22 protein-coding genes are annotated in these 23,319 nt (G+C 35.5%); 17 read left to right on the forward strand and 5 right to left on the reverse strand.

The window, feature by feature from the left end:
* Positions 1–32: 32 nt before the first annotated feature.
* From NKR20_RS05030 to pnp, 12 genes are all read left to right on the forward strand, one after another.
* Positions 33–4,355, forward strand: coding sequence for a PolC-type DNA polymerase III (locus NKR20_RS05030; RefSeq protein ID WP_253424129.1), 4,323 nt, complete (start codon positions 33–35; stop codon positions 4,353–4,355).
* 305 nt (positions 4,356–4,660) lie between these two features.
* A complete protein-coding gene (gene rimP, locus NKR20_RS05035; protein WP_121213018.1) occupies positions 4,661–5,137 on the forward strand; it encodes a ribosome maturation factor RimP in 477 nt (158 codons plus the stop codon).
* 26 nt (positions 5,138–5,163) lie between these two features.
* Positions 5,164–6,312 carry a transcription termination factor NusA gene (gene nusA / locus NKR20_RS05040; protein ID WP_253424132.1) on the forward strand — a complete coding sequence of 383 codons (1,149 nt, stop codon included), beginning with the start codon at positions 5,164–5,166 and terminating at the stop codon, positions 6,310–6,312.
* 50 nt (positions 6,313–6,362) lie between these two features.
* Complete coding sequence (gene rnpM / locus NKR20_RS05045; RefSeq protein WP_253424135.1) at positions 6,363–6,641, forward strand: RNase P modulator RnpM; 279 nt, start codon at positions 6,363–6,365, stop codon at positions 6,639–6,641.
* Complete coding sequence (locus NKR20_RS05050) at positions 6,638–6,943, forward strand: YlxQ family RNA-binding protein (protein ID WP_121213021.1); 306 nt, start codon at positions 6,638–6,640, stop codon at positions 6,941–6,943. Before rnpM ends, NKR20_RS05050 begins: the two co-directional genes overlap by 4 nt.
* 14 nt (positions 6,944–6,957) lie before the next feature.
* Positions 6,958–9,171, forward strand: a complete 2,214-nt coding sequence (gene infB / locus NKR20_RS05055) for a translation initiation factor IF-2 (RefSeq protein ID WP_121213022.1) — start codon at positions 6,958–6,960, stop codon at positions 9,169–9,171.
* On the forward strand, positions 9,171–9,449 hold the full coding sequence (locus NKR20_RS05060) for a DUF503 domain-containing protein (protein ID WP_121213023.1): 279 nt from the start codon (positions 9,171–9,173) through the stop codon (positions 9,447–9,449). The genes infB and NKR20_RS05060 overlap by 1 nt, the downstream gene beginning before the upstream one ends.
* Before the next feature lie 71 nt (positions 9,450–9,520).
* Positions 9,521–9,862, forward strand: a complete 342-nt coding sequence (gene rbfA, locus NKR20_RS05065) for a 30S ribosome-binding factor RbfA (RefSeq protein ID WP_121213024.1) — start codon at positions 9,521–9,523, stop codon at positions 9,860–9,862.
* Between the two features lie 102 nt (positions 9,863–9,964).
* On the forward strand, positions 9,965–10,876 hold the full coding sequence (gene truB / locus NKR20_RS05070; RefSeq protein ID WP_253424138.1) for a tRNA pseudouridine(55) synthase TruB: 912 nt from the start codon (positions 9,965–9,967) through the stop codon (positions 10,874–10,876).
* Positions 10,877–10,889: 13 nt separating this feature from the next.
* A complete protein-coding gene (ribF, locus tag NKR20_RS05075; RefSeq protein ID WP_253424141.1) occupies positions 10,890–11,840 on the forward strand; it encodes a riboflavin biosynthesis protein RibF in 951 nt (316 codons plus the stop codon).
* Between the two features lie 136 nt (positions 11,841–11,976).
* Entirely contained in the window at positions 11,977–12,246 is a 270-nt protein-coding gene (rpsO, locus tag NKR20_RS05080; RefSeq protein ID WP_121213027.1) for a 30S ribosomal protein S15, read from the forward strand.
* Positions 12,247–12,943: 697 nt separating this feature from the next.
* Complete coding sequence (pnp, locus tag NKR20_RS05085) at positions 12,944–15,061, forward strand: polyribonucleotide nucleotidyltransferase (protein ID WP_253424144.1); 2,118 nt, start codon at positions 12,944–12,946, stop codon at positions 15,059–15,061.
* A 50-nt stretch (positions 15,062–15,111) separates the two neighbouring features.
* Here the strand turns inward: pnp and NKR20_RS05090 are convergent, their stop codons facing one another.
* The gene (locus tag NKR20_RS05090; RefSeq protein ID WP_253424147.1) at positions 15,112–16,395 is read right to left on the reverse strand and encodes an ABC transporter permease; all 1,284 of its coding nucleotides are present in this window, start codon (positions 16,393–16,395) and stop codon (positions 15,112–15,114) included.
* Positions 16,385–17,080, reverse strand: a complete 696-nt coding sequence (locus tag NKR20_RS05095) for an ABC transporter ATP-binding protein (protein WP_121213030.1) — start codon at positions 17,078–17,080, stop codon at positions 16,385–16,387. Before NKR20_RS05095 ends, NKR20_RS05090 begins: the two co-directional genes overlap by 11 nt.
* A 187-nt stretch (positions 17,081–17,267) precedes the next feature.
* Between NKR20_RS05095 and NKR20_RS05100 the strand changes: the two genes are divergently transcribed.
* Positions 17,268–18,494, forward strand: a complete 1,227-nt coding sequence (locus NKR20_RS05100; RefSeq protein ID WP_253424150.1) for a M16 family metallopeptidase — start codon at positions 17,268–17,270, stop codon at positions 18,492–18,494.
* A gap of 75 nt (positions 18,495–18,569) precedes the next feature.
* On the opposite strand, the gene NKR20_RS05105 is transcribed toward NKR20_RS05100, so the two are convergent.
* The 3 genes from NKR20_RS05105 to NKR20_RS05115 are packed head-to-tail and all read right to left on the reverse strand — an operon-like array spanning position 18,570 to position 20,424.
* A complete protein-coding gene (locus NKR20_RS05105) occupies positions 18,570–19,199 on the reverse strand; it encodes an ABC-2 transporter permease (protein ID WP_253424153.1) in 630 nt (209 codons plus the stop codon).
* The gene (locus NKR20_RS05110; RefSeq protein WP_253424156.1) at positions 19,199–20,047 is read right to left on the reverse strand and encodes an ABC transporter ATP-binding protein; all 849 of its coding nucleotides are present in this window, start codon (positions 20,045–20,047) and stop codon (positions 19,199–19,201) included. Before NKR20_RS05110 ends, NKR20_RS05105 begins: the two co-directional genes overlap by 1 nt.
* Complete coding sequence (locus tag NKR20_RS05115; protein WP_121213034.1) at positions 20,044–20,424, reverse strand: GntR family transcriptional regulator; 381 nt, start codon at positions 20,422–20,424, stop codon at positions 20,044–20,046. Before NKR20_RS05115 ends, NKR20_RS05110 begins: the two co-directional genes overlap by 4 nt.
* 131 nt (positions 20,425–20,555) lie before the next feature.
* Here NKR20_RS05115 and NKR20_RS05120 point away from each other — a divergent pair, with 131 nt between their 5' ends.
* The 4 genes from NKR20_RS05120 (at position 20,556) to NKR20_RS05135 (ending at position 23,307) form a co-directional block, all read left to right on the forward strand.
* Positions 20,556–20,825, forward strand: a complete 270-nt coding sequence (locus tag NKR20_RS05120) for a YlmC/YmxH family sporulation protein (protein ID WP_121213035.1) — start codon at positions 20,556–20,558, stop codon at positions 20,823–20,825.
* Positions 20,822–21,610 carry an NAD(P)-dependent oxidoreductase gene (locus NKR20_RS05125; RefSeq protein WP_253424159.1) on the forward strand — a complete coding sequence of 263 codons (789 nt, stop codon included), beginning with the start codon at positions 20,822–20,824 and terminating at the stop codon, positions 21,608–21,610. Before NKR20_RS05120 ends, NKR20_RS05125 begins: the two co-directional genes overlap by 4 nt.
* Positions 21,597–22,187 carry a dipicolinate synthase subunit B gene (locus tag NKR20_RS05130; protein WP_121213037.1) on the forward strand — a complete coding sequence of 197 codons (591 nt, stop codon included), beginning with the start codon at positions 21,597–21,599 and terminating at the stop codon, positions 22,185–22,187. Before NKR20_RS05125 ends, NKR20_RS05130 begins: the two co-directional genes overlap by 14 nt.
* A gap of 82 nt (positions 22,188–22,269) precedes the next feature.
* Positions 22,270–23,307: an aspartate-semialdehyde dehydrogenase gene (locus NKR20_RS05135; protein ID WP_253424162.1), complete on the forward strand. Its 1,038-nt coding sequence runs from the start codon at positions 22,270–22,272 to the stop codon at positions 23,305–23,307.
* The last annotated feature ends 12 nt before the right edge of the window (positions 23,308–23,319 follow it).

Genomic DNA, 23,319 nt, shown 5'->3' on the forward strand with positions numbered 1-23,319 from the left:
CTATAATTATTTAAAAAGAAGAGGTGAGTTTCTTGTCAGAAGTTAAAGAAGCTAGAGATAGATTTTTAACCTTATTACAACAATTACAATTAACGGAAGACGTCTATATGTCCTATTTTGAACATGGAGAACTCACTCGACTCACTGTTCATCAGAAAAAGAGAAATTGGTGTTTCCACATTAAACTCGAAAATATATTACCTTTTCAACTTTATCAACTTTTTCGAACTAGATTAAATGAACAATTCTCTCATATAGCGCAAGTGCAGTTTAAAATTGAAGCACGAAATCCAGTAATCAATGAACAGTTAGTTACTGATTATTGGTTAACATCCCTTGAACACTTAGATGCTTCTCCACCGATAAAGGAACGATTATTTTCTCAAATTCCTACATGGAACGGTAATAAATTAATTGTGACATGTATGTTAGAAATGGAACAGTTAACGTTGAAATCAAAATATACGCAAAAGATTTCTGAAGCTTTTCAAAGTGTTGGGTTTCCTCCTCTGTCTGTTGATGTTCAATTAATAGAGGCAACAGATGAAATGAAAGAAGCTCAAGCCTTATATATGGAACAAAGACAATTAGAAGAGGAAGCACTTGCTAGACAAGCAATGGAAGATTTCCAAAATAGAGAACAAGTTAAAAATGATACACCTGAAGCTGTACCAACTGGGCCGTTCCAACTTGGTCAACATATTAAAGATACTGAAATTCGAGAAATTCGAAGTATTATTGAAGAAGAGCGTCGTGTAGTCATTGAAGGTTATGTGTTTGCGGTTGAAATAAAAGAATTAAAGAGTGGTCGTTCATTATTAGAACTTAAAATGACAGATTATACCGATTCCATTTTAGTTAAAATGTTTTCTAGGGATAAAGAAGATCCTGAAATGATGAATAAATTGAAAAAGGGTATGTGGATTAAAGTTCGTGGATCTGTTCAAAACGATACATTTGTTCGTGACTTAGTAATTATGGCGAATGATATTAACGAGATTCATAAGGAGTCGAGAAAGGATTTAGCACCAGAAGGAGAAAAACGAGTTGAGCTACATCTTCATACTCCAATGAGTCAAATGGATGCAGTTACTCCTGTTGATCAGCTGGTTGGCCAAGCTGCAAAATGGGGGCACCCTGCCATCGCTATTACTGATCATGCAGTAGCACAGGCATTCCCAGAAGCATATTCTGCTGGGAAAAAACATGGCATTAAAATTATTTATGGTGTGGAAGCAAACTTAGTGGATGATGGGTCACCCATTGCTTATGCCGAACAGCATATTAATTTAGATGATGCGACATTTGTTGTATTTGACGTTGAGACAACTGGTCTTTCAACTGCATACGATACAATCATCGAGCTTGCAGCAGTAAAAATTAAAGAGGGAAAAGTTATTGAACGATTCGAACGATTTGCTAACCCTCATAGACCTTTATCTGCGAAAATTATCGAATTAACACATATTACAGATGATATGCTTCGAGATGCACCAGAAGTGGATCAAGTTGTAACAGAGTTTAAAGAATTTATCGGAGACGCTATTGTAGTAGCCCACAATGCATCTTTTGATATTGGCTTCTTATATACGGCATATGAAAAAGCGGGCATTACAGGCGTTGTACACCCTGTTATCGATACGTTAGAATTGTCTCGTTTTTTAAATCCTACGTTGAAAAGTCATCGTTTAAATACGCTTTGTAAACGTTATGGTATTGAATTAACTCAACATCACCGCGCTATCTATGATACAGAAGCAACCGGTGAATTAATGCTACATTTACTGAAGGATGCAAAAGAACAAGGAATTCATTATCATGATGAATTTAATAAGCAGATTAATAAAAATGAAAGTTACAAACAATCTCGTCCATATCACTGTACAATTTTAGCTACTGATAATGATGGATTGAAAAATTTATTTAAGCTTATTTCTATTGCCCATACACAAACGTATTACCGGGTTCCGAGAATTCGACGATCCGATTTAATTAATCTTCGAAAAGGATTGATTATCGGTTCTGGTTGTAGTAATGGTGAGCTTTTTGAAACGATGATGAACAAATCACCAGAAGAAGCGGAAAAAGTAGCAGAGTTTTATGATTACATTGAAGTTCAACCAAAGCCGGTTTACTCCCAATTAATTGAAGGTGGAGTCATTCATGATGAATGGAACTTAGAAGATATTATTCGTAAATTAGTGAAACTAGGCAAAAAAATGGGGAAACCTGTTGTTGCAACTGGTAACGTCCATTATTTACATGAAACTGATTCTGTATTTAGACAAATTTTAGTTGGTTCTCAAGGTGGGGCCAATTCATTAAATCGCTATAAATTGCCTGCTGTTCATTTCCGTACAACAGATGAAATGTTAAAGGAGTTTGATTTTTTAGGACCAGATCTGGCAAAAGAGATCGTCGTAACAAACACTCAAAAAATTGCGGATATGGTTGGCGATGTTAAACCGATTAAAGATGAATTGTATACACCTAAAATTGAAGGTTCGGATGAAGAGGTAACTAATTTAACCTACGAAATGGCACATAAAATCTATGGTGAAGAATTACCTGAAATTGTGAAGGCCAGAATTGAAAAAGAATTAAAATCTATTTTAGGTAATGGTTTTGGAGTTATTTATTTAATTTCTGCTAAACTCGTAAAAAAATCATTATCAGATGGTTATTTAGTAGGTTCTCGTGGATCTGTTGGTTCATCCCTTGTGGCAACGTTTATGGAAATTACCGAAGTAAATCCATTGCCACCGCACTATATTTGTCCAAACTGTAAAAATGCGGAGTTCTTTGATGATGGTTCAGTTGGTAGTGGTTTTGACTTGCCAAATAAAGAGTGTCCGAAATGTGGTGCGCAATATAAGAAAGATGGACAAGATATCCCGTTTGAGACTTTCTTAGGATTTAAAGGAGATAAAGTACCAGATATTGATTTAAACTTTTCTGGGGAATACCAACCCCATGCCCATAACTATACAAAAGTGTTGTTTGGTGAAGATTATGTGTATCGTGCAGGAACGATTGGTACGGTTGCAGAGAAAACAGCATATGGTTATGTAAAAGGGTATGGAACAGATAACAATATTACATATCGTGGGGCTGAAGTTGATCGACTTGTACAAGGATGTACAGGGGTAAAAAGAACAACAGGACAGCACCCGGGTGGTATTATTGTTGTTCCAGATTATATGGATATTTACGATTTCACCCCGGTTCAATATCCAGCTGATGCCCAGGATGCGGAGTGGAGAACAACTCATTTTGATTTCCATTCTATCCACGATAATGTATTAAAACTTGATATACTAGGGCACGATGATCCGACAGTGATTAGGATGTTACAGGATTTATCAGGTATTGATCCGAAAACTGTCCCAACAGATGATCCAGAGGTAATGAAAATTTTCTCTACACCGAAGTCATTAGGTGTTACAGAAGAACAAATTGGTTGTAAAACGGGAACATTAGGGATACCGGAATTCGGAACTCGTTTTGTTCGCCAAATGTTAGAAGAAACAAAGCCTTCAACATTTAGTGAACTTGTACAAATTTCTGGACTTTCACACGGTACAGACGTATGGCTTGGAAATGCACAGGAACTGATTAATAGTGGAACTTGTGTATTATCTGAAGTAATCGGTTGTCGTGATGATATTATGGTTTATTTAATCTATCAAGGATTAGAGCCAAGTTTTGCCTTCAAAATTATGGAATCTGTTCGTAAGGGGAAAGGCTTAACAGAAGAAATGGAAGCTGAAATGCGTGCACAAAAAGTTCCTGAATGGTACATTGATTCATGTAAAAAAATCAAGTACATGTTCCCGAAAGCCCATGCAGCTGCATATGTTTTAATGGCAGTACGTATAGCTTGGTTTAAAGTGCATCATCCTATCTTATATTACGCTGCTTACTTTACTGTTCGTGCAAGTGACTTTGATCTAATAGCAATGACACAAGGTTCTGCGGTGATTCGTTCACGAATTGATGAGATTAACGCAAAAGGGCTAGAAGCATCGAAAAAGGAAAAAGACTTATTAACGGTTCTAGAACTAGCTCTAGAAATGTGTGAGCGTGGAATGAGCTTTAAGAAAGTGGATCTTTACCGTTCTAAAGCGAGTGAATTTATAATTGATGGAAATTCATTGATTCCTCCATTTGATGCAATCCCTGGACTTGGTACAAACGTTGCCAAAGCAATCGTTGCAGCAAGAGAGGAAAAAGAATTTTTATCGAAGGAAGATTTACAACAGCGCGGTAGGGTTTCTAAAACAATTATTGAATATTTAGATACGCTTGGTTGTTTAGATGGACTTCCAGATGCTAACCAACTCTCATTATTCTAAGTTTTGTAAATGTCAATTAAGACACAAAATAGTGTAAATTTGCATTTAATAAAAGTTTATGCTATTGTTATTGTAATAATTTGTTGATAGTTTTTACAGCAAAGAGTGGGTTATTTTCCCGCTCTTTTCTGTTTGTAAGATTATCCAAATTATCCCACTGAACTGTGTTCAAATTTTAATTTCACCATTTATGGTGGAATTTTGCGTTTATAGGGGATAGTAAAGTTAGAAGCTAATATTGCATATTTGCAGCATGCTTGCAACATTCAATTTTAATAAGCGCCAAATTACGTTGGGAGGATACTATGAGTAAAGTAACGTCAGTAATTGAAGAGCTTGTTACACCTATTTTAGAAGAGCTAAAACTTGAATTAGTCGACATAGAATTTTTGAAAGAAGGTCGTAACTGGTTCCTTCGAGTATATATCGATACACCTGAAGGCGGAATAGATATCGACCAGTGTGCTATAGTTAGTGAGCGTTTAAGTGTCGTTTTGGATGAAAAAGACCCTATCGAGCAAAACTATTATTTAGAAGTGTCTTCTCCTGGTGCAGAACGACCGTTAAAGAAAGAATCTGATTTTGAAAAAGCAGTTGGTAAATTTATTTATGTAAAAACATACGAGCCAATAAAAGATATGAAAGAATTCCAAGGCTATCTAAAAGCATATAATGAACATGATATAGAGCTAGAAGTTCGTATAAAAACACGTAAAATTAATATTACAATTGAAAAAGAAAAAATCGCAAAAGCACGACTTGCCATCGATTTTTCTTCATAACGCATATATTTAGGAGTGAAAACAAAATGAGTAGTGATTTACTTGATGCTTTAACTGCTCTAGAGCAGCAAAAAGGAATTTCTAGAGAGGTACTAGTTGAAGCAATCGAAGCGGCTTTAGTAACAGCTTATAAACGAAACTTTAATCAAGCACAGAATGTTCGTGTTGATTTAAATTTAGAGAATGGCTCAATGATCGTTTATTCACGTAAAGATGTTGTAGAAGAAGTTGAAGATGATCGCCTTCAAATCTCTGTTGAAGACGCTAAAGAAATTAATCCTGCCTATGAAGTTGGGGATGTATTAGAACAAGAAGTTACTCCTCGTAATTTCGGCCGAATCGCTGCACAAACGGCGAAACAAGTGGTTACACAAAGAGTACGTGAAGCAGAACGCGGACTAATCTTTGAGGAATTTGTAGACCGTACTGATGATATCGTAAATGGTATTATCGAACGCCAAGATTCTAGAAACATTTATATTAGTTTAGGTAAAGTAGAAGCTGCATTACCAGTAAATGAACAAATTCAAGGCGAAGTTTATAAACCACAATCAAGAATTCGTGTATATATTACAAAAGTAGAACGTACTACTCGCGGACCGCAAGTGATTGTTTCTCGTACACATCCAGGTCTACTTCGTCGTTTATTCGAAATGGAAGTGCCGGAAATTTATGAAGGCATTGTTGAAATTAAATCCATTGCTCGTGAAGCTGGGGACCGCTCTAAGATTTCTGTTTATGCTCATAACGAAGAAGTTGATGCTGTTGGTGCTTGTGTCGGAGCAAAAGGCGCACGCGTACAAACAATCGTAAACGAACTAAATGGTGAAAAAATTGATATCGTAGAATGGTCAGAAGATCCTGTTGTTTTTGTTGCCAACGCTTTAAGTCCTTCTAAAGTTTTAGATGTACAAGTAAATGAAGAAGAAAAGTCTACAACTGTTGTAGTGCCAGACTACCAACTATCCCTCGCAATTGGAAAACGCGGTCAGAATGCAAGACTTGCTGCGAAATTAACAGGTTGGAAAATTGATATTAAAAGTGAAACTGATGCTCGTGAGTTAGGTATTTATCCTTCCGAATCAAGCAGACTCATTCAAGCACAAGAAGATAACAATGATTCTTTATATGATGAAGATGTAGAATACGATCTATATCAAGACGATGAGGAATAAAAACGATATACGCTATAGATTTTTGTTTTATGAGGGAAGGTGAAGTTCTCATGGCTACTCAAAGAAAGGTACCATTACGAAAATGTGTCGTAACTGGAGAAAGCTTGCCTAAAAAATCAATGATACGAATCGTTCGCTCTAAAGAAGGTGAAGTATCAGTCGATCAAACAGGGAAAAAATCAGGTCGTGGTGCTTATATTTCAAAGTCTGAAGAAACTGTAGAATTAGCAAGAAAGAAAAATATATTAGAGCGCCATTTAGAAGTTAAAATACCAGACGAAATCTATGATGAAATTATTAAATTGATTCGTAGGGAGTCTATTTTATGAGTCAAAAAGTGCTCCAATTACTAGGTCTCGCTGCAAGAGCAAGAAAAATAATTTCTGGCGAAGAGTTAGTTGTAAAAGAAATACGTAACAATAATGCAAAACTTGTATTGTTAGCTAATGACGCCGCTCATAATTCAAGTAAGAAAATTCAAGATAAGTGTACGTTTTACAACGTTGAGTATCATGTCTTTGGTGATCGTTACCAGCTCGGAAATGCTATTGGCAAAGAAGCACGTGTCGTTATCGCAATTACAGATAGCGGGTTTGCGAGAAAGATGTCTAATCTACTCAACGAAATATAATCGGGGGTGAGCAGATGACCAAAATCAGAGTTCATGAATATGCAAGAAAAGTAAATAAATCGAGTAAAGAAGTTATCGAAGAACTGAATAAATTAAATATTAATGTAACAAACCATATGTCTATGCTAGAAGGTGATGCAGTTTCGAAATTAGATACTGTATTTAATTCTAATACTAATGCAGGTAATGCAAAGACTACTCAAAAAGTTGCTACAAATGTAGCACCAAAGCCAAAAAATACATCGAAAGAACAACAAATGACTAAACAAAAAAAACCTACAAATAACTCAAATAACGAAAATAAACAATCTACTCAAGGATCGAATAAGAAAGTGAGCCAAAATAATAAAAATATGGATCAAAATAAAAAAGGTGGATTTAACCAACGTAAAAAACCAGGAATTCATGGTGGGAAAAGACGTCATCCGAAAACTCACCAACCAACAATTCCTGCAACACCGAAAGAACTACCAGAAAAAATTACATTTTATGAATCTTTAACAGTTGCAGAACTTGCCAAAAAACTTCATCGCGAACCATCTGAAATCATTAAGAAGTTATTTATGCTTGGTGTTATGGCAACAATTAACCAAGAATTAGATAAAGATGCAATTGAACTAATTTGTGCAGATTACGGTGTTGAAGTTGAAGAAGAAGTACGTGTAGATATAACAGATCTAGATGTTTACTTCGAACAGTCTGCAGAAGTTAGTGAAGACGAATTAGAAGAACGTCCACCAGTTGTAACTATTATGGGACACGTAGACCATGGTAAAACAACTTTACTTGACTCAATCCGTCATACAAAAGTTACTGCTGGTGAAGCAGGTGGGATTACACAACATATCGGTGCATACCAAGTTGTTGTAAATGATAAGAAGATTACTTTCTTAGATACACCAGGGCATGCTGCATTTACAACAATGCGTGCGCGCGGGGCAAGTATTACAGATATAGCAATTATTGTTGTAGCTGCAGATGATGGTGTTATGCCACAAACTGTTGAGGCTATCAACCATGCTAAAGCCGCTGAAGTTCCAATAATCGTTGCAGTTAATAAAATGGATAAACCATCAGCAAACCCTGATCGTGTAATGCAAGAGCTAACGGAACATGGATTAGTTCCAGAGGACTGGGGCGGAGATACAATTTTTGTTCCAATTTCTGCTTTAAAAGGTGAAGGTATTGATACGCTATTAGAGATGATACTATTAGTGTCTGAAGTAGCAGAATTAAAAGCAAGTCCTAAGCGTTCAGCTATTGGTACTGTAATTGAAGCGCAACTTGATAAAGGTAGAGGTTCAGTTGCAACATTACTAGTTCAAGATGGTACTTTACGTATTGGAGATCCAATTGTTGTTGGCCATGCGTATGGACGTGTCCGCGCAATGGTGAATGATATTGGTCGTCGTGTTAAAGAAGCGGGTCCAGCTACTCCGGTTGAGATTACGGGAATTAATGAAGTACCTCAAGCGGGCGATCGTTTCGTTGTATTTGAAGATGAAAAAACAGCTCGTTCTGTTGGTGAATCACGTGCAATGACAGCGATTCAAGCAAGCCGTTCAGAAAAACAACGTGTTACATTAGATAACTTATTTGAGCAAATGTCTCAAGGTGACGTAAAAGAATTAAACTTAATCGTTAAAGCAGATGTTCAAGGTACTGTAGAAGCAATGGCTGCATCTTTAATGAAAATCGATGTAGAAGGCGTTAACGTTAAAATTATCCACACTGGTGCAGGTGCAATTACAGAATCAGATATATCATTAGCTGCTGCATCGAATGCAATCGTTATTGGATTTAACGTACGACCAGATGCTAATGCAAAACGTGCTGCAGAAGAAGAAGGCGTAGATATACGTCTACACCGTATTATTTATAAAGTAATTGAAGAAATTGAAGCTGCTATGAAAGGTATGCTTGATCCAGAGTATGAAGAAAAAATTATTGGTCAAGCGGAAGTTCGTCAAACAATTAAAGTATCTAAAGTTGGTACAATTGCTGGTTCTTATGTAACAGAAGGAAAAATTACACGTGATTCTGGTGTTCGTGTAATCCGTGATGGTATCGTTGTATTCGAAGGTGAATTAGATTCACTAAAACGATTCAAGGATGACGCGAAAGAAGTGGCGAAAGGGTACGAATGTGGTATGACGATTAAAAACTTCAACGACATTAAAGAAGGCGACATTATTGAAGCCTTCATTATGGAAGAAATTAAACGATAGTGATTGTTTACGTAGAAGTGGAATATCAAATACCCGATGCCCATTCGTTAAAAGAAAAACGTGCAGTTCTCCAGCGAATGATTACTCGTACAAAACAAAAATTTAATGTTTCAATTGCAGAAATAGATCATCAAAATGTTTGGCAAAGAACAAGATTAGCGCTTGCTGTTGTGTCTTCCTCAAAGGCAAGCGCAGATCGAGAAATCAATAATGCCCTTCATTATTTACAATCGAATCCTGCTTGGGAACAACTAGAAGTTTGGCGCGATTATTTATAATAATAGTGTGGCAAATTTAATAATAATTGTTTAACGAGTTTTCATCATCTTAGTAAAGAGGTGACTCATTTATGTCATTACGTTCAAATCGTATCGCAGAACAAATGAAAAAAGAGCTTGGTGACATCATTACTCGTAAGTTAAAAGACCCTCGTGTAGGATTTGTAACAGTTACGGATGTAGATGTTACTGGCGATCTTCAACAAGCTACAGTGTATATTTCATCTCTCGGAAGTGATCGCGAACGTGAAGATACACTAAAAGCATTAATGAAAGCATCAGGATTCATTCGTACTGAAATCGGACAACGTATACGTTTGCGCCGCACGCCTGAAATTACATTTGAGTATGACTCATCTGTTGAGTACGGAAATAAAATCGATGCGCTACTACGTTCACTTCATAACGATTAGTCGTTAGTTATTGGGCGAAAAAATATTATTTAGAAGAGGTCTACATCTGCATACTATAAGTGCAATGTAGACTTTTTCTATTTCATCTAAAGGAGAACTAACATGAATGGTATCTTACCTCTTTGGAAAGAAAAAGGCATGACTAGTCATGATTGTGTTTTTAAATTAAGAAAAATATTAAGAACGAAAAAAGTTGGACATACTGGAACACTCGATCCGCAAGTTGAAGGTGTTTTACCGATTTGTATTGGACAAGCGACAAGAATTGCAGAATATTTAACAGATGCAGGGAAAACTTACGAAGCAGTAGTGTCGATAGGTAGAACAACAGAAACAGAAGATGCAGAAGGGGAAACAGTTGAGCAGGATATTTCGTACAAAAAAGTAACGAAACAGCAGCTCTTAGATGCTCTTGCTACATTAACAGGTGTTATTGAGCAGACTCCTCCAATGTATTCAGCAGTAAAAGTAAATGGAAAAAGACTATATGAATATGCACTCAAAGGTGAGACAGTAGAAAGACCATCTCGAAAAGTAACAATTTATTCATTGGAGTTACTTAGTGATGAAGAGGTTTATGAAGGAAATGAAATCACTTTTCGTATTCGAATAGCTTGTAGCAAAGGGACTTATATTCGTACATTAGCAGTGCAAATTGGTGAGCAATTAGGCTACCCAGCTCATATGGCATCGCTAGTTCGTACAGCATCTGGTACATTTTCTGCTAAGAATTGTGTTACATTAAAACAAGTAGAAGAAGCTGTAAATGAGGATAAAATCAATGAAATCATTTTACCAATTGAATATGCACTGTCCTCTTATCCATTTATTGAAATTACACAATCTATTGAAAAACAAATTTTGAATGGACAAATACTTCCTATACATGCATTATTAAAAGAAAATGATAAAATTGTTTTTAGTAAGGGTGATAAGGCTTTAGCGGTCTATGTTCCCCATCCATCGAAAGAAGGACTAATGAAGCCTGAAAAAATGTTCCCGGAACTATCATAAGGAGGCAATTCACTTGAATGTTGAACATTTAAGATACCCACATCAATTAGATCCAAATGACCAAACAGCTGCCTACTCTTTAGCAGTTGGATTTTTTGATGGAGTTCACAAAGGGCACCAAGCTGTAATTAAAAATGCAATTGAAAAAGCACAAGAATTAAATATTGAAAGTGCTGTAATGACTTTCGATCCTCATCCATCCATCGTCCTAGGTGGTAGAAAAGAAAAAGTATTTTATATTACACCACTTCAACAAAAAATAGATCTTTTACGTAAAATGGGTTTACAAAATGTTTTTGTTGTACACTTTACATCGGATTTTGCGAAACTTTCACCAGAAGAGTTTATCCAATATTTTATTCGTGATTTAAATGTAAAACATGTGTCAGCAGGTTTTGATTTTACTTTTGGTCAATTTGGCAAAGGTAATATGGAAATGATGAAGCAACTAAGTAATGGTGATTACGGTGTATCCGTAATTAATAAACAAGCGGATGAAGAAGAAAAAATTAGTTCAACAAGAATCCGTCAATATTTACAAGATGGTGATATGGAAAGTGCTGCTAGATTGTTAGGTAGAGCATTTAAAGTACCAGGTATTGTTGTACATGGAGACAAACGTGGACGTACGATTGGATTCCCAACAGCGAATATTCAACCTTCTGAAGGTTCCTTTATTCCAGGCACAGGTGTATATGCAGTGCGCATTAAAATTCAAGATAAATGGTATGACGGGGTTTGTAATGTGGGCTACAAACCTACTTTCAAAAACCCGAACGATAAACAATTATCTATCGAAGTTCATATTTTAGATTTTAATAAAAATATTTATGGTGAAGAAGTGGTTGTTGGTTGGTACAAGCGTATTCGTAGTGAACAAAAATTTGATGGGATAGAAACATTAAAAGCTCAAATCGAAAAAGATAAAAATGAGGCAATTCAATACTTTTTAAACCTATCGTAAAAGTTGCTTGATTACATAAAGTATGGTACTATTCTTTAAGTGCTATATGCATATAATTCCTTAGCTCGGCTTTTCGAATCTCCAACGATTGCTGTGCTAACGGTGTTAAAACTATTTTTTAGGAGGTCCATTTCACATGGCAATTACAAAAGAACGTAAAAACGAAATTATCGCTGAGTTCCGTACTCACGAAGGAGATACTGGTTCTCCAGAAGTACAAATCGCAGTATTAACTGCTGAAATCAATGCATTAAACGATCACTTAAGCACTCATAAAAAAGACTTCCACTCTCAACGTGGTCTTCTTAAAAAAGTAGGTCGTCGTCGTCACTTATTAAAATACTTACGTGACACTGACGTACAACGCTACCGTGAATTAATCCAACGTCTTGGATTACGTCGATAATAAAGAAAAGCGGAGAACGCTCGCCCAGCTCTTGACGGCACTGGAGACATCCGACAAGCGTGTTTACACGCGTAGGAGGATGTTGAAGTGTCCGAAAGAGCTAGCGTTCGTAGATAGACAATAGAAAAGCGGAAGCGGCTCGTTTAGGCTCGACACGCGCTGGAGACTCCGACAAGAAGGCGCTTTTTGCCTTCGTAGAAGGAGTCGAAGCGACGCGAGAGCCTAGCCGCTGCAGCTGGACAATAGAAAAGCGGAAGCGGCTCGTTTAGGCTCGACACGCGCTGGAGACTCCGACAAGAAGGCGCTTTTTGCCTTCGTAGAAGGAGTCGAAGCGACGCGAGAGCCTAGCCGCTGCAGCTGGACAATTGAAAAGCGTACGAACAGACAGTAAAAAGCGGGATTTATCCCGCTTTTTATTTATGCAAAAACGATAGTAAAAATTAAATTTCTTGGCAATACTTTCAATGATAAATTCTAATTTTAAAAGTAGAGTTGTTAATAAAAATTTGTACATAAAAAAGGTCAAATAGAGACTATTTTTATCAAAGAACTGGTTAACCTAAATAATTTGTAAAAATTATACGAATTAGCCATAATTATATTGAAAATATTTAGCATAGAAAGTGCTTTTTTGATACACTAACTATGATATATAAATCGTGACGTAGTGTGTTTCAAAGAGAAAGGGGTTCATTTAATGACCGAAAAAAAAGTCTTTTCATATGAATGGGCTGGCCGTACCTTAACTGTTGAAGTTGGTCAGCTAGCTAAACAAGCAAACGGAGCAACATTAGTACGCTATGGTGAATCCGCTGTACTTGCAACTGCAACAATGTCAAAAACACCAAAGGCTCTTGACTTCTTCCCATTAACAGTAAACTATGAAGAACGTCTTTATGCTGCCGGAAAAATTCCAGGTGGATTTATTAAACGTGAAGGTCGACCATCCGAACATGCGATTTTAGTATCTCGTTTAATTGACCGTCCAATTCGTCCAATGTTCCCAGATGGCTTCCGTAACGAAGTACAAGTAATCTCAATGGTTATGTCATCAGATCCAGATTGCCCAACAGATATGGCAGCGATGTTTGGTTCTTCATTAGCATTAGCAATTTCAGATATTCCTTTCAACGGGCCAATCGCTGGTGTACACGTAGGTTATATCGATGGCGAGTTCGTTATCAATCCTACAGTAGAACAATCGGAAAAAAGTACGGTTCACCTTTCAGTGGCAGGGAACAAAGATGCAATCAACATGGTAGAAGCAGGGGCTCTAGAAGTACCGGAAGAAATCATGCTTGAAGCAATTATGTTCGGTCATGAAGAAATTAAAAAATTAATCGCATTCCAAGAACAAATTGTAGCTGAAGTAGGTAAAGAAAAAATTGCTGTAGAACTATTTGAGTTAGATGCAGAAATTACTGCACAAGTAAAAGCAATGTGTGAAGAAGATATGAATGCTGCAATTCAAACTGTTGAAAAACACGCAAGAGAAGATGCAATTAATGCAGTAAAAGAACGTGTGGTTCTTGCTTACGAAGAACTAGAAGCAGATGAAGAAACTTTAAAACAAGTTAAAACAATTTTAGATAAAATGGTAAAAGATGAAGTTCGTCGTCTGATTACAGAAGAAAAAATTCGACCAGATGGACGTAAAGTTGATGAAATTCGTCCTCTTTCTTCTGAAGTTGGGTTATTGCAACGTGCTCATGGTTCAGGTCTATTTACTCGTGGACAAACACAAGCACTATCAATTTGTACTTTAGGTCCATTAGGAGACGTACAAATTATCGATGGACTAGGTCTAGAAGAGTCAAAACGTTTTATGCACCATTACAACTTCCCACAATTCTCTGTGGGTGAAACAGGACCAATGCGCGGACCAGGACGCCGTGAAATTGGACATGGTGCATTAGGTGAACGTGCACTATTAGCAGTTATTCCAGATGAATCAGAATTCCCATATGCAATTCGTTGTGTATCAGAAGTATTAGAATCAAATGGTTCAACTTCACAAGCTTCGATTTGCGCTAGTACTTTAGCGATGATGGATGCAGGTGTACCAATTAAAGCTCCAGTTGCTGGTATTGCAATGGGTCTTGTTAAAAAAGGTGAACACTATACAATTTTAACGGACATTCAAGGAATGGAAGATCATCTTGGAGATATGGACTTTAAAGTAGCAGGTACTGCAAAAGGTGTTACTGCACTTCAAATGGATATTAAAATTGATGGTCTATCACGCAACATTTTAGAAGAAGCACTACAACAAGCAAAAGTTGGTCGTATGGTCATTTTAGAATCAATGCTTGCAACACTTGACCAACCACGTAAACATTTATCAAAATACGCACCAAAAATTGAAGTAATTCATATCAATCCAGATAAAATTCGTGATGTAATTGGTTCAGGTGGTAAGACAATCAATAAAATTATTGATGAAACAGGCGTAAAAATTGATACAGAGCAAGATGGTACAATTTATATTTCTTCAGCAAATGAAGCAATGAACAAACGTGCAAAAGAAATTATCGAATCAATCGTACGTGAAGCAAAAGTCGGCGAATACTACATGGCTACTGTAAAACGTATTGAAAAGTTCGGTGCATTCTGTGAAATCTTCCCAGGTAAAGATGGTTTATTACACATCTCTGAAATCCAAGAAGAACGCACAAATAAAGTTGAAGACGTATTAAAAATTGGCGATCAACTTTTAGTAAAATGTATCGAGATTGATAACCAAGGTCGCGTTAACTTATCACGTAAAGTAGTCATCAAAGAAGAAAAAGAGCGCGCAGCACAAGCTCAAGAATAATAGAAACAAAAAAGTACAACATCAAATGTGAAGTTGTACTTTTTCTAATTTTATAACTCTTGTCGTAATGCATTGATTACTTGGATTTTTGTAGCTTTTCGTGCTGGTCGCCATCCCGAAAAAATAGCTACAAGTATACTAATACTACCAGCGATGATGATTAAACTAAATGGTATTATTGAAAACGTAATGTCATGTTCCATGATACTTTCATCCGACAATGCGTAGGAGACTATATGTGGTAAGATGGCATTGGCTAAAAAGCTGATGAAATAGGAAACACCAATTGCTAAAATCGTACCTAAAATTCCGATAAACGTACTTTCCATTAAAAATAATCGTTGGATTAAGTTTGGAGAAGCACCGATTGCTTTAAGAACACCAATTTCTCGTGTTCTTTCTGTTACAGCCATCGTCATCGTATTAAAGATTCCGATAGAGGCAATTAAAATGGCGATTGTTCCAATGAAAACTAGACCAAGTTTAAAAATAAGGAAAAATAAATCCAATTCTTCTAATTGCTCCACTTGGGAATACACTTGATAATTATTTTCTTTTAATATATCTAAAACAGGTAGTACATGCTCTAAGCTATCAACATAAATGAGTGTAGTAGAGGATGTAGTAATAGAAGGATACGCATTTTTTAATGTATCACTAAACATAATAGACGAATCAATATACCAATCATAAGAAGGTTTTTTCAAAATACCAACGATTGTATAAGGTTTAGGTTCACTATATTCTTCAGTAGCATCATCAACAAATTGAAGTTCCACAGTTTTGTTTAAAATTTCCCCTTTATACCCTTCTTCTGATCCATCATAGTAGCTTCCTTGTTCTTGCGCAGCCTTTGATTTTCGTTCAATCTCAGCGTTATCTGTTTCATTTAATAAACTTTGAGCATAATGATAACCGACAACGATTTCATTTTCCGCTTCAGGTAAGCGTCCTTCACTCAAATTTGTTGGAAGTTTCTTTTGAGCAGCCATATCAATGAATACACCGTTAGAATCTCCTTCTCGGTCTTCAAATTTTGAGTGAATATACCCATTAATACTTTCCTTTTTTAATACAACATTGACATGCTCTATTTTTTCAATAAAAGTCTTATCTTCATCTGATAATGTTTCATTGCCCCATAATTCAATTTGGGTAATTTGTTCTTGATTCAATATTTCGTTTCTCATCGTTTCTTGTATCCCAAAACCAATAGAGGCAAGGACAATTAGAAAGGAACAGCCAATCATCGTTGCAAGAACGGTCATTGTGACACGGAGTTTATTTTTTTTCATATGTTGCAATACGAATAATATTTGGTCTTTAAAAAGCATATTTTGTACCTCCTACAAGAAATCCATCACTCATACGCAGTTTACGATTTGCAATGGATGCCACTTCTTCGTCATGTGTAATAATGACAAAAGTGATTCCTTCATTTTTATTTAATTGTTGAATTAATAACAAGATGTCTTGTTCAGTTTGTGAGTCTAGGCTTCCTGTTGGTTCATCTGCTAAAATAATAGGAGGATTGGTAATCATTGCTCTTGCGATAGCAACGCGTTGTTGTTGTCCTCCTGAAAGTTCATTTGGATAGTGATCTTCTACTTCCATTAATCCAACCTTTTTAAGAATTTCTTGTACTTTCTTTTTTCGAACAGGTTGTCTAATTCCTTTTAACTTTAGAGGGAGTTCAATATTTTCAAATACTGTTTGTCCCGGTAATAGCTGGAAGTTTTGAAAGACGAAACCGAAATGATTCATTCGAAAAGCTGCACTTTCTTTTTCAGAAAAATGGGCAATTTCCGTATTATTTATTATGATTGATCCTGAGTCTGCTTTTAGGAAACCAGCAAGGATTTGGAGTAATGTAGATTTTCCAGATCCACTTTTACCAACGATGGCTACGATTTCTTTGGATTCAATATTAAAATTTATCCCTTTTAATACTTCAACTCGGTTTTCTTTTCCTTTTTTACCGATTGTAAAAGTATGTTTTAATGAATCTACTTTTATCATAATGTCATTCCTTTTTTATGTGATAGCTAAATTGTAGGAAATAAATCTGAAGAAAGTAGAAGTGTAAAAGTGAAGAAATTCTTAAGAATTGAATAAAACGAATTTAATATTTTCTTCAAAGTTGATGATTGTAAAAGATTAGCATATGATTATGAAATGTAATTTCAATAGGTAGGTGTGGATATTATTGGTGAATGTTTATACATGTAAAAATGGTGTTCGAATTGTATCTGAGCATATCCCCCATGTTCGTTCTATATCTGTTGGGATTTGGGTAGGGGCTGGATCGCGATTTGAATTGCCAGAAGAAAATGGGATTACTCATTTTATTGAGCACATGCTTTTTAAAGGAACAAATACAAGAACAGCAAGACAAATTGCTGAAGAGTTTGATCGTATCGGTGGAGAGGTAAATGCTTTTACATCAAAGGAAAACACTTGTTATTATGCAAAAGTGTTAGATCATCATGGTCCATTAGCCATCTCGATACTAGCAGATATGTTCTTTAACTCTACATTCACAAAAACAGAATTAGAAAAAGAGCGTCAAGTCGTATTAGAAGAAATTTTAATGAGTGAAGATGCACCTGATGATGATGTACATGAAGTATTATGGCGAGTAATGTATCCGAACGATGCTTTGGGATTACCGATATTAGGGACAAGTGAAACACTCTCAACATTTACGGATGACACGATAAGAAATTATATGGATAAACACTACTATCCGGAAAATATTGTGATTTCAGTTGCTGGAAATATTACAAAGGAGCTTCTTCTATATATTGAGAAGCTTTTTAGTGAAATGAAACGTTCCCCTAAGGCTGAAGAATCGATTTTAACATATCCAACTTTTCATTCAGGAAGAATGGTCAAAGAACGAGATGTGGAACAATCTCATTTAGCTATGTCTTATCCAGCAGTTGGCGCTAAAGATCCAGATTTATATAGTTTTATTGCCTTAAACAATATAATAGGTGGAAATATGTCATCAAGACTGTTCCAAGAGGTACGAGAAGATTTGGGGCTTGCATATACAATCTATTCCTACCAATCCTGTTATCAAGATATTGGTGCGTTTACGATTTACAGCAGTACGAATAATCAGCAATTGCAATTGTTGCAAAATACGATTGACCAATCATTAAACAAAGTACGAAAAGAAGGTATAACTGAAACCGAACTCCTGAATGCAAAAGAACAGTTAAAAGGAAGCTTTGTCCTTGGGCTGGAAAGTACTAATTCACGTATGAGCCGTAATGGTCGTAATGAACTGAATACAAAACGGCATAAAACAATGGATGAAATCATAGCAGATATTGATGCTGTATCAATGGAAAAAGTGAATTACATGATTGAAACCATTTTAGGTACTAATCCTGCTATTTCGATAATTGGTCAAGGAGTAAAATAAAAAACTAAAGTTTAACTAAATAAAAATAGTGCCAGCACGTGTTGAATTAAGTTAATCGTGTTGGCACAAGCCTTTTTAAAATTCCTTTGTCTCATATAATTTTACGGATAGTAAATAGGATATAGTTAAGATAATTAATGCAAAAATTGGACTAACATAGCTCATCCTTTGTAAAGTTTCTACGGATGGTAATGTAGGGAGTGCGATTATATCTAATACAAATTTTAGACCGTAACTAAGTGAAAATACGAGGATGAATAACACAATTCGGGCCTTTTGTGTGCCAAATTTAATAAAAGTCGGAATTATAAAAGATAACAAAATAATGCTTAAAGATACAACTAAACAAATGATTGAGAATAATTCATTCATCTTGAAAGAGTCCGTAACATAATTAGAATATACAACAAAAGGACAAACAAGTAATAAGATACCCACAGTAAGAAGTAAACTTAGAATGTATTTACTTTTAACAATTTCTGATTTTCTAAACGGAAGAGTATTGGCAAACTTATCCCAACCACTCATTTCATCAAATGTAAAAATTGAAGTAATTTGTATTGTTCCGAATATTAAAGTAATGGCTAAAAGAATCATTGCATCTTCAAAATAAAATGACATGCCAATAACAATCAGTACGATGAAAAAGATCCATTTTATTTGGGACTTCATTGAGAAGAAGTCCTTTAATAATAAAGCTTTCATTATACACGTACTCCTTTCACAAAAAACAGCATTATCTCCTCAATAGTAGGTTGGTCTAATTGAAAAGCTGAACTAACTTCATTTCGTTTAACTAGTATCTCTACTCCATAGGCAGATTCTCTTGAACGGATTTTAGCATTAGTTGGTAACTCTAAAGATTGTTCCTTCGAACCCTTCCAAATACCAAGCTCATATAATAAAACATCTTTATTTTCACTAAATAATATTTTACCTTCATGAATAAATGTAATATAATCAGCAATTTTTTCTAAATCACTCGTAATATGCGATGAAAACAAAATACTATGTTTTTCGTCTTGCATAAATTCTAAAAATAAATCGAGTATTTCATCTCGTACAATAGGATCAAGACCACTTGTTGGTTCGTCTAAAATAAGTAGTTTGGGATGATGGGCTAATGCGATGATAATGGATAATTTCATTTTCATTCCTCGAGAAAGTTCTTTGATGGGTTTATTGATTGTGACCTTTAATTGTTTGAGTAAATCGAAGTAATAGGATGTATCCCAGTTTACGTAAGTCTCTTGTAGAAATTTATTAATTTGCTGAGCGGTTAGCGTATCTGGAAAATGAATATCATCAAATACGACCCCAATTTGTTCTTTTATCGTTAAATTGTTGTCCTTTATATTTGAACCGAATATTTTTATCGTTCCTGCATCTTTTTTTAGCAAACTTAAAATACATTTAATAGTTGTAGTTTTTCCTGCACCATTTTCACCAACGAATCCCATAATTGTTCCCGTAGGTAAAGAAAAGGATATATCGTTTAGTTGAAATTGATTAAACTTTTTTCTTAAATTTGACACTTCAATTGCATAAGTCATTCCATTTCCTCCTCTACAAGTAAAGTTACTAATTCTAACAATTCATTTTTCATCATCCCTGCAGTTTTTGCAGTTTGTATTGCATGTTGTAGATGAGTTTCAATTTGCCGCAGTAGTTCCTCCCTTAAAAAATCTTGATTACGTTCAGCAACAAAGCTACCTTTTCCTGCAACCGTTTCAATAAAACCATCTCGTTCTAAATCTGTATAGGCTCTTTTCGTCGTCATGACACTAATTTTTAAATCTTTTGCTAAGCTTCTAATAGAAGGAAGAGCATCACCTGATTTTAGATCACCTGATAAGATTGCTTGTTTAATTTGCTGAGTGATTTGTTCATATATTGGTTTTTCACTTGCATTACTTAAACGGATTTGCATCGTTGCACCACCTATATAACTGTATATATACAATATATACAGTTATAACAGATTGTGTCAATAGTGAATTATAGGCACCTTCATTTCTTACTTTGCATATAGTATCAATAAGCTCATGGAGGAGGGAGACAATGCTGCTATCGGAGCTTGCGGAAAAAGAACTGATTGAAATGGAAAATGGTGTGAGATATGGTTATCTATCAGAAACGGAATGTTTATTTGATCCAAAGACAGGTAAAATTTATGGATTTGAATTAGATAATCAATCTAGTAAAATGCCTTTCCAAAAGAAAAAAACCACTTCACCATTATTTATTCCGTGGGAAGAGATTCATCTTATTGGAGAGGATCGTATATTGTTCCGCAAAACATCAACAAGTAGAAGGCAGTTTGACAAATGAAAAATGAAAAATGGTTAGTAATTGGAACAGATGCAAGGATGAAGGTTCTAGCAAAACAGTTAAGTAACGGACATCGAACAGTTTATTTTAAAAATTTTAGCGAGTGGGATGAGGAACTAAACAAAACTGTTTTAGATTTTCATCCTCATTTTGTTGTGCTACCGATTCACCCTCTACCAATTAAAGTTCCAATCGTTCTGGGCCTATCCAATGCAGTTGTTTTCTCAGGAAAACTAAATGACGAATGGCGACACATTTTAAAAGAAAATGAAGTTCATTATTATCTAGAAGATGAAGGATTTATTTGGCATAATGCGGCATTAACAGCAGAAGGCTTTGTGTCACATTTTTATAATACAAAACGTGCAATACAAGGGAAAAAGTTTATTGTGACAGGATTTGGTCGAGTAGCGAAAATGGTTGCTCATATTTTAAAAAGTATTGGGGCTGAAGTGTGTATTGCGGTGAGATCAAATGTACAGCTCAATGAAGCAAAAGCATTTCGTTACGAAACTGTCGATTTATTAGATGTAGGAGAGATAAAAGGAGATTACCTTATAAATACAATTCCTGCAAAGTGGTTAGATGAAGAATTTAACAAAAGAATAACGATGAAAATTTTCGATTTAGCCTCCTTTCCAGGGTGTTTACAAGATCAAGTTCAAAGAAATCAATATGAATTGTTACCTGCACTTCCAGGAAAGTTTTTCCCTGAAGACGCAGGAAACGTATTATATGAATCAATTGTTGAACAGTTAAGGAGGAGAAATGTTGCTACAAGGTAAAAGAATTGGTCTAGGGATAACAGCATCACATTGTACTTATGAGGATGTTGTACCAAAAATAGAGAATCTGCGTAAAGCAGGTGCTACCGTAGTACCAATTATTACGCATTCAGTTTTAACAGCAGCAACACGTTTTGGTACTGGAGAAGAATGGATTAAAAAAATAGAAGCTTTATCAGGTGAAAAAGTTGTTTCATCTATTGTTGAAGCAGAACCATTTGGACCAAAAAATCCATTAGATTGCATGGTTATTGCACCAATGACAGGGAATTCTATCAGTAAGTTTGCCAATGCGGCAACAGATAGTCCTGTTTTAATGGCTGCTAAAGCAACATTGCGAAATGGTTCACCTGTAGTTTTAGGTATTTCTACAAATGATGCACTTGGTTTAAATGGTGTAAATATAATGAGATTATTAAATTCAAAAAATATTTATTTCATTCCGTTCGGTCAAGATGATCCTTATAACAAACCAAACTCTTTGATTTCTGATTTCACAAAAATGGTGGAAACAGTAGAACATGCTATTTATCACAAAAAACAATTACAACCATTATTTATACAATATTTGAAATAATCAAATTTTCTAACACAAACTATTATTTTTATGATACAATCAACACCATTATGTTACTAGTTTTTGAGGAGAGATGAGTAGAATGGCTAAAGAATTATCAGTTGCTATTGTTGGTGCAACAGGCGCTGTTGGAAGCAAAATGAAAGAACAACTAATTAAAAGAAATTTCCCGATTAAAAATATAAAATTTTTAGCTTCAGCAAGATCAGCTGGAAAAGATATCGAATTTAATGGTCAAACGTACAAAATCGAAGAAGCAACACCAGAGGCATTTGAAGGTGTAGATGTTGCATTATTCTCTGCTGGTGGTTCTGTGTCAGCTAAATTAGCTCCGGAAGCTGCAAAACGTGGTGCAGTTGTTATTGATAATACTAGTCACTTCCGTATGCACGAAGAAGTACCTCTTGTAGTGCCAGAAGTTAACAGAGAAGACTTAAAGAAACATAAAGGGATCATTGCAAATCCAAACTGTTCTACTATCCAAATGGTAGCAGCACTACAACCAATTCGTGAAAAATTTGGATTGACTCGTGTTATCGTTTCAACATATCAAGCAGTATCTGGTTCTGGTGTTTCTGCAATCGAAGAACTACGTGAACAAAGCGCACAATGGGATGCTGGTAAAAATGTAGAAGCTAATATTTTACCTGCGAAATCAGATAAAAAGCATTATCCAATCGCACGTAATGTCATTCCGCAAATCGATGTATTTACGGACAATGGCTTTACATACGAAGAAATGAAAATGATTAACGAAACGAAAAAAATCATGCACATGCCAGAACTACCTGTAGCTGCGACTTGTGTCCGTGTACCAGTTGTTTCTGGACATTCTGAATCAGTTTATATTGAAGTTGAGCAAGATGCTAGCGTTCAAGATATTTTTGATGTGTTAAGAAATGCTCCTGGTATTGTTTTACAAGATGATATTACTTCACAAGATTATCCAATGCCTTTATTTGTTGAAGGGGAAGACCCAGTTTACGTTGGGCGTATTCGTCAAGACCTTGCAAACAAAAAAGGATTCCACCTATGGATTGTTGCAGACAACTTATTAAAAGGTGCTGCACTAAACTCAATTCAAATTGCTGAAGCCATGTTGGAGGATAATCTACTCTAAGGGGTGTTATTG

This window comes from Ureibacillus endophyticus (genome assembly GCF_024159215.1).
GTDB classification, from domain to species: domain Bacteria; phylum Bacillota; class Bacilli; order Bacillales_A; family Planococcaceae; genus Ureibacillus; species Ureibacillus endophyticus.

Bases quoted from the DNA above. Each gene is read 5' to 3' on its own strand.
- rimP (WP_121213018.1), top strand. From the start codon at position 4,661: ATGAGTAAAGTAACGTCAGTAATTGAAGAGCTTGTTACACCTATTTTA.
- nusA (WP_253424132.1), top strand. From the start codon at position 5,164: ATGAGTAGTGATTTACTTGATGCTTTAACTGCTCTAGAGCAGCAAAAA.
- rnpM (WP_253424135.1), top strand. From the start codon at position 6,363: ATGGCTACTCAAAGAAAGGTACCATTACGAAAATGTGTCGTAACTGGA.
- NKR20_RS05050 (WP_121213021.1), top strand. From the start codon at position 6,638: ATGAGTCAAAAAGTGCTCCAATTACTAGGTCTCGCTGCAAGAGCAAGA.
- infB (WP_121213022.1), top strand. From the start codon at position 6,958: ATGACCAAAATCAGAGTTCATGAATATGCAAGAAAAGTAAATAAATCG.
- rbfA (WP_121213024.1), top strand. From the start codon at position 9,521: ATGTCATTACGTTCAAATCGTATCGCAGAACAAATGAAAAAAGAGCTT.
- truB (WP_253424138.1), top strand. From the start codon at position 9,965: ATGAATGGTATCTTACCTCTTTGGAAAGAAAAAGGCATGACTAGTCAT.
- rpsO (WP_121213027.1), top strand. From the start codon at position 11,977: ATGGCAATTACAAAAGAACGTAAAAACGAAATTATCGCTGAGTTCCGT.
- pnp (WP_253424144.1), top strand. From the start codon at position 12,944: ATGACCGAAAAAAAAGTCTTTTCATATGAATGGGCTGGCCGTACCTTA.
- NKR20_RS05090 (WP_253424147.1), bottom strand. From the start codon at position 16,395: ATGCTTTTTAAAGACCAAATATTATTCGTATTGCAACATATGAAAAAA.
- NKR20_RS05095 (WP_121213030.1), bottom strand. From the start codon at position 17,080: ATGATAAAAGTAGATTCATTAAAACATACTTTTACAATCGGTAAAAAA.
- NKR20_RS05105 (WP_253424153.1), bottom strand. From the start codon at position 19,199: ATGAAAGCTTTATTATTAAAGGACTTCTTCTCAATGAAGTCCCAAATA.
- NKR20_RS05110 (WP_253424156.1), bottom strand. From the start codon at position 20,047: ATGACTTATGCAATTGAAGTGTCAAATTTAAGAAAAAAGTTTAATCAA.
- NKR20_RS05115 (WP_121213034.1), bottom strand. From the start codon at position 20,424: ATGCAAATCCGTTTAAGTAATGCAAGTGAAAAACCAATATATGAACAA.
- NKR20_RS05120 (WP_121213035.1), top strand. From the start codon at position 20,556: ATGCTGCTATCGGAGCTTGCGGAAAAAGAACTGATTGAAATGGAAAAT.
- NKR20_RS05125 (WP_253424159.1), top strand. From the start codon at position 20,822: ATGAAAAATGAAAAATGGTTAGTAATTGGAACAGATGCAAGGATGAAG.
- NKR20_RS05135 (WP_253424162.1), top strand. From the start codon at position 22,270: ATGGCTAAAGAATTATCAGTTGCTATTGTTGGTGCAACAGGCGCTGTT.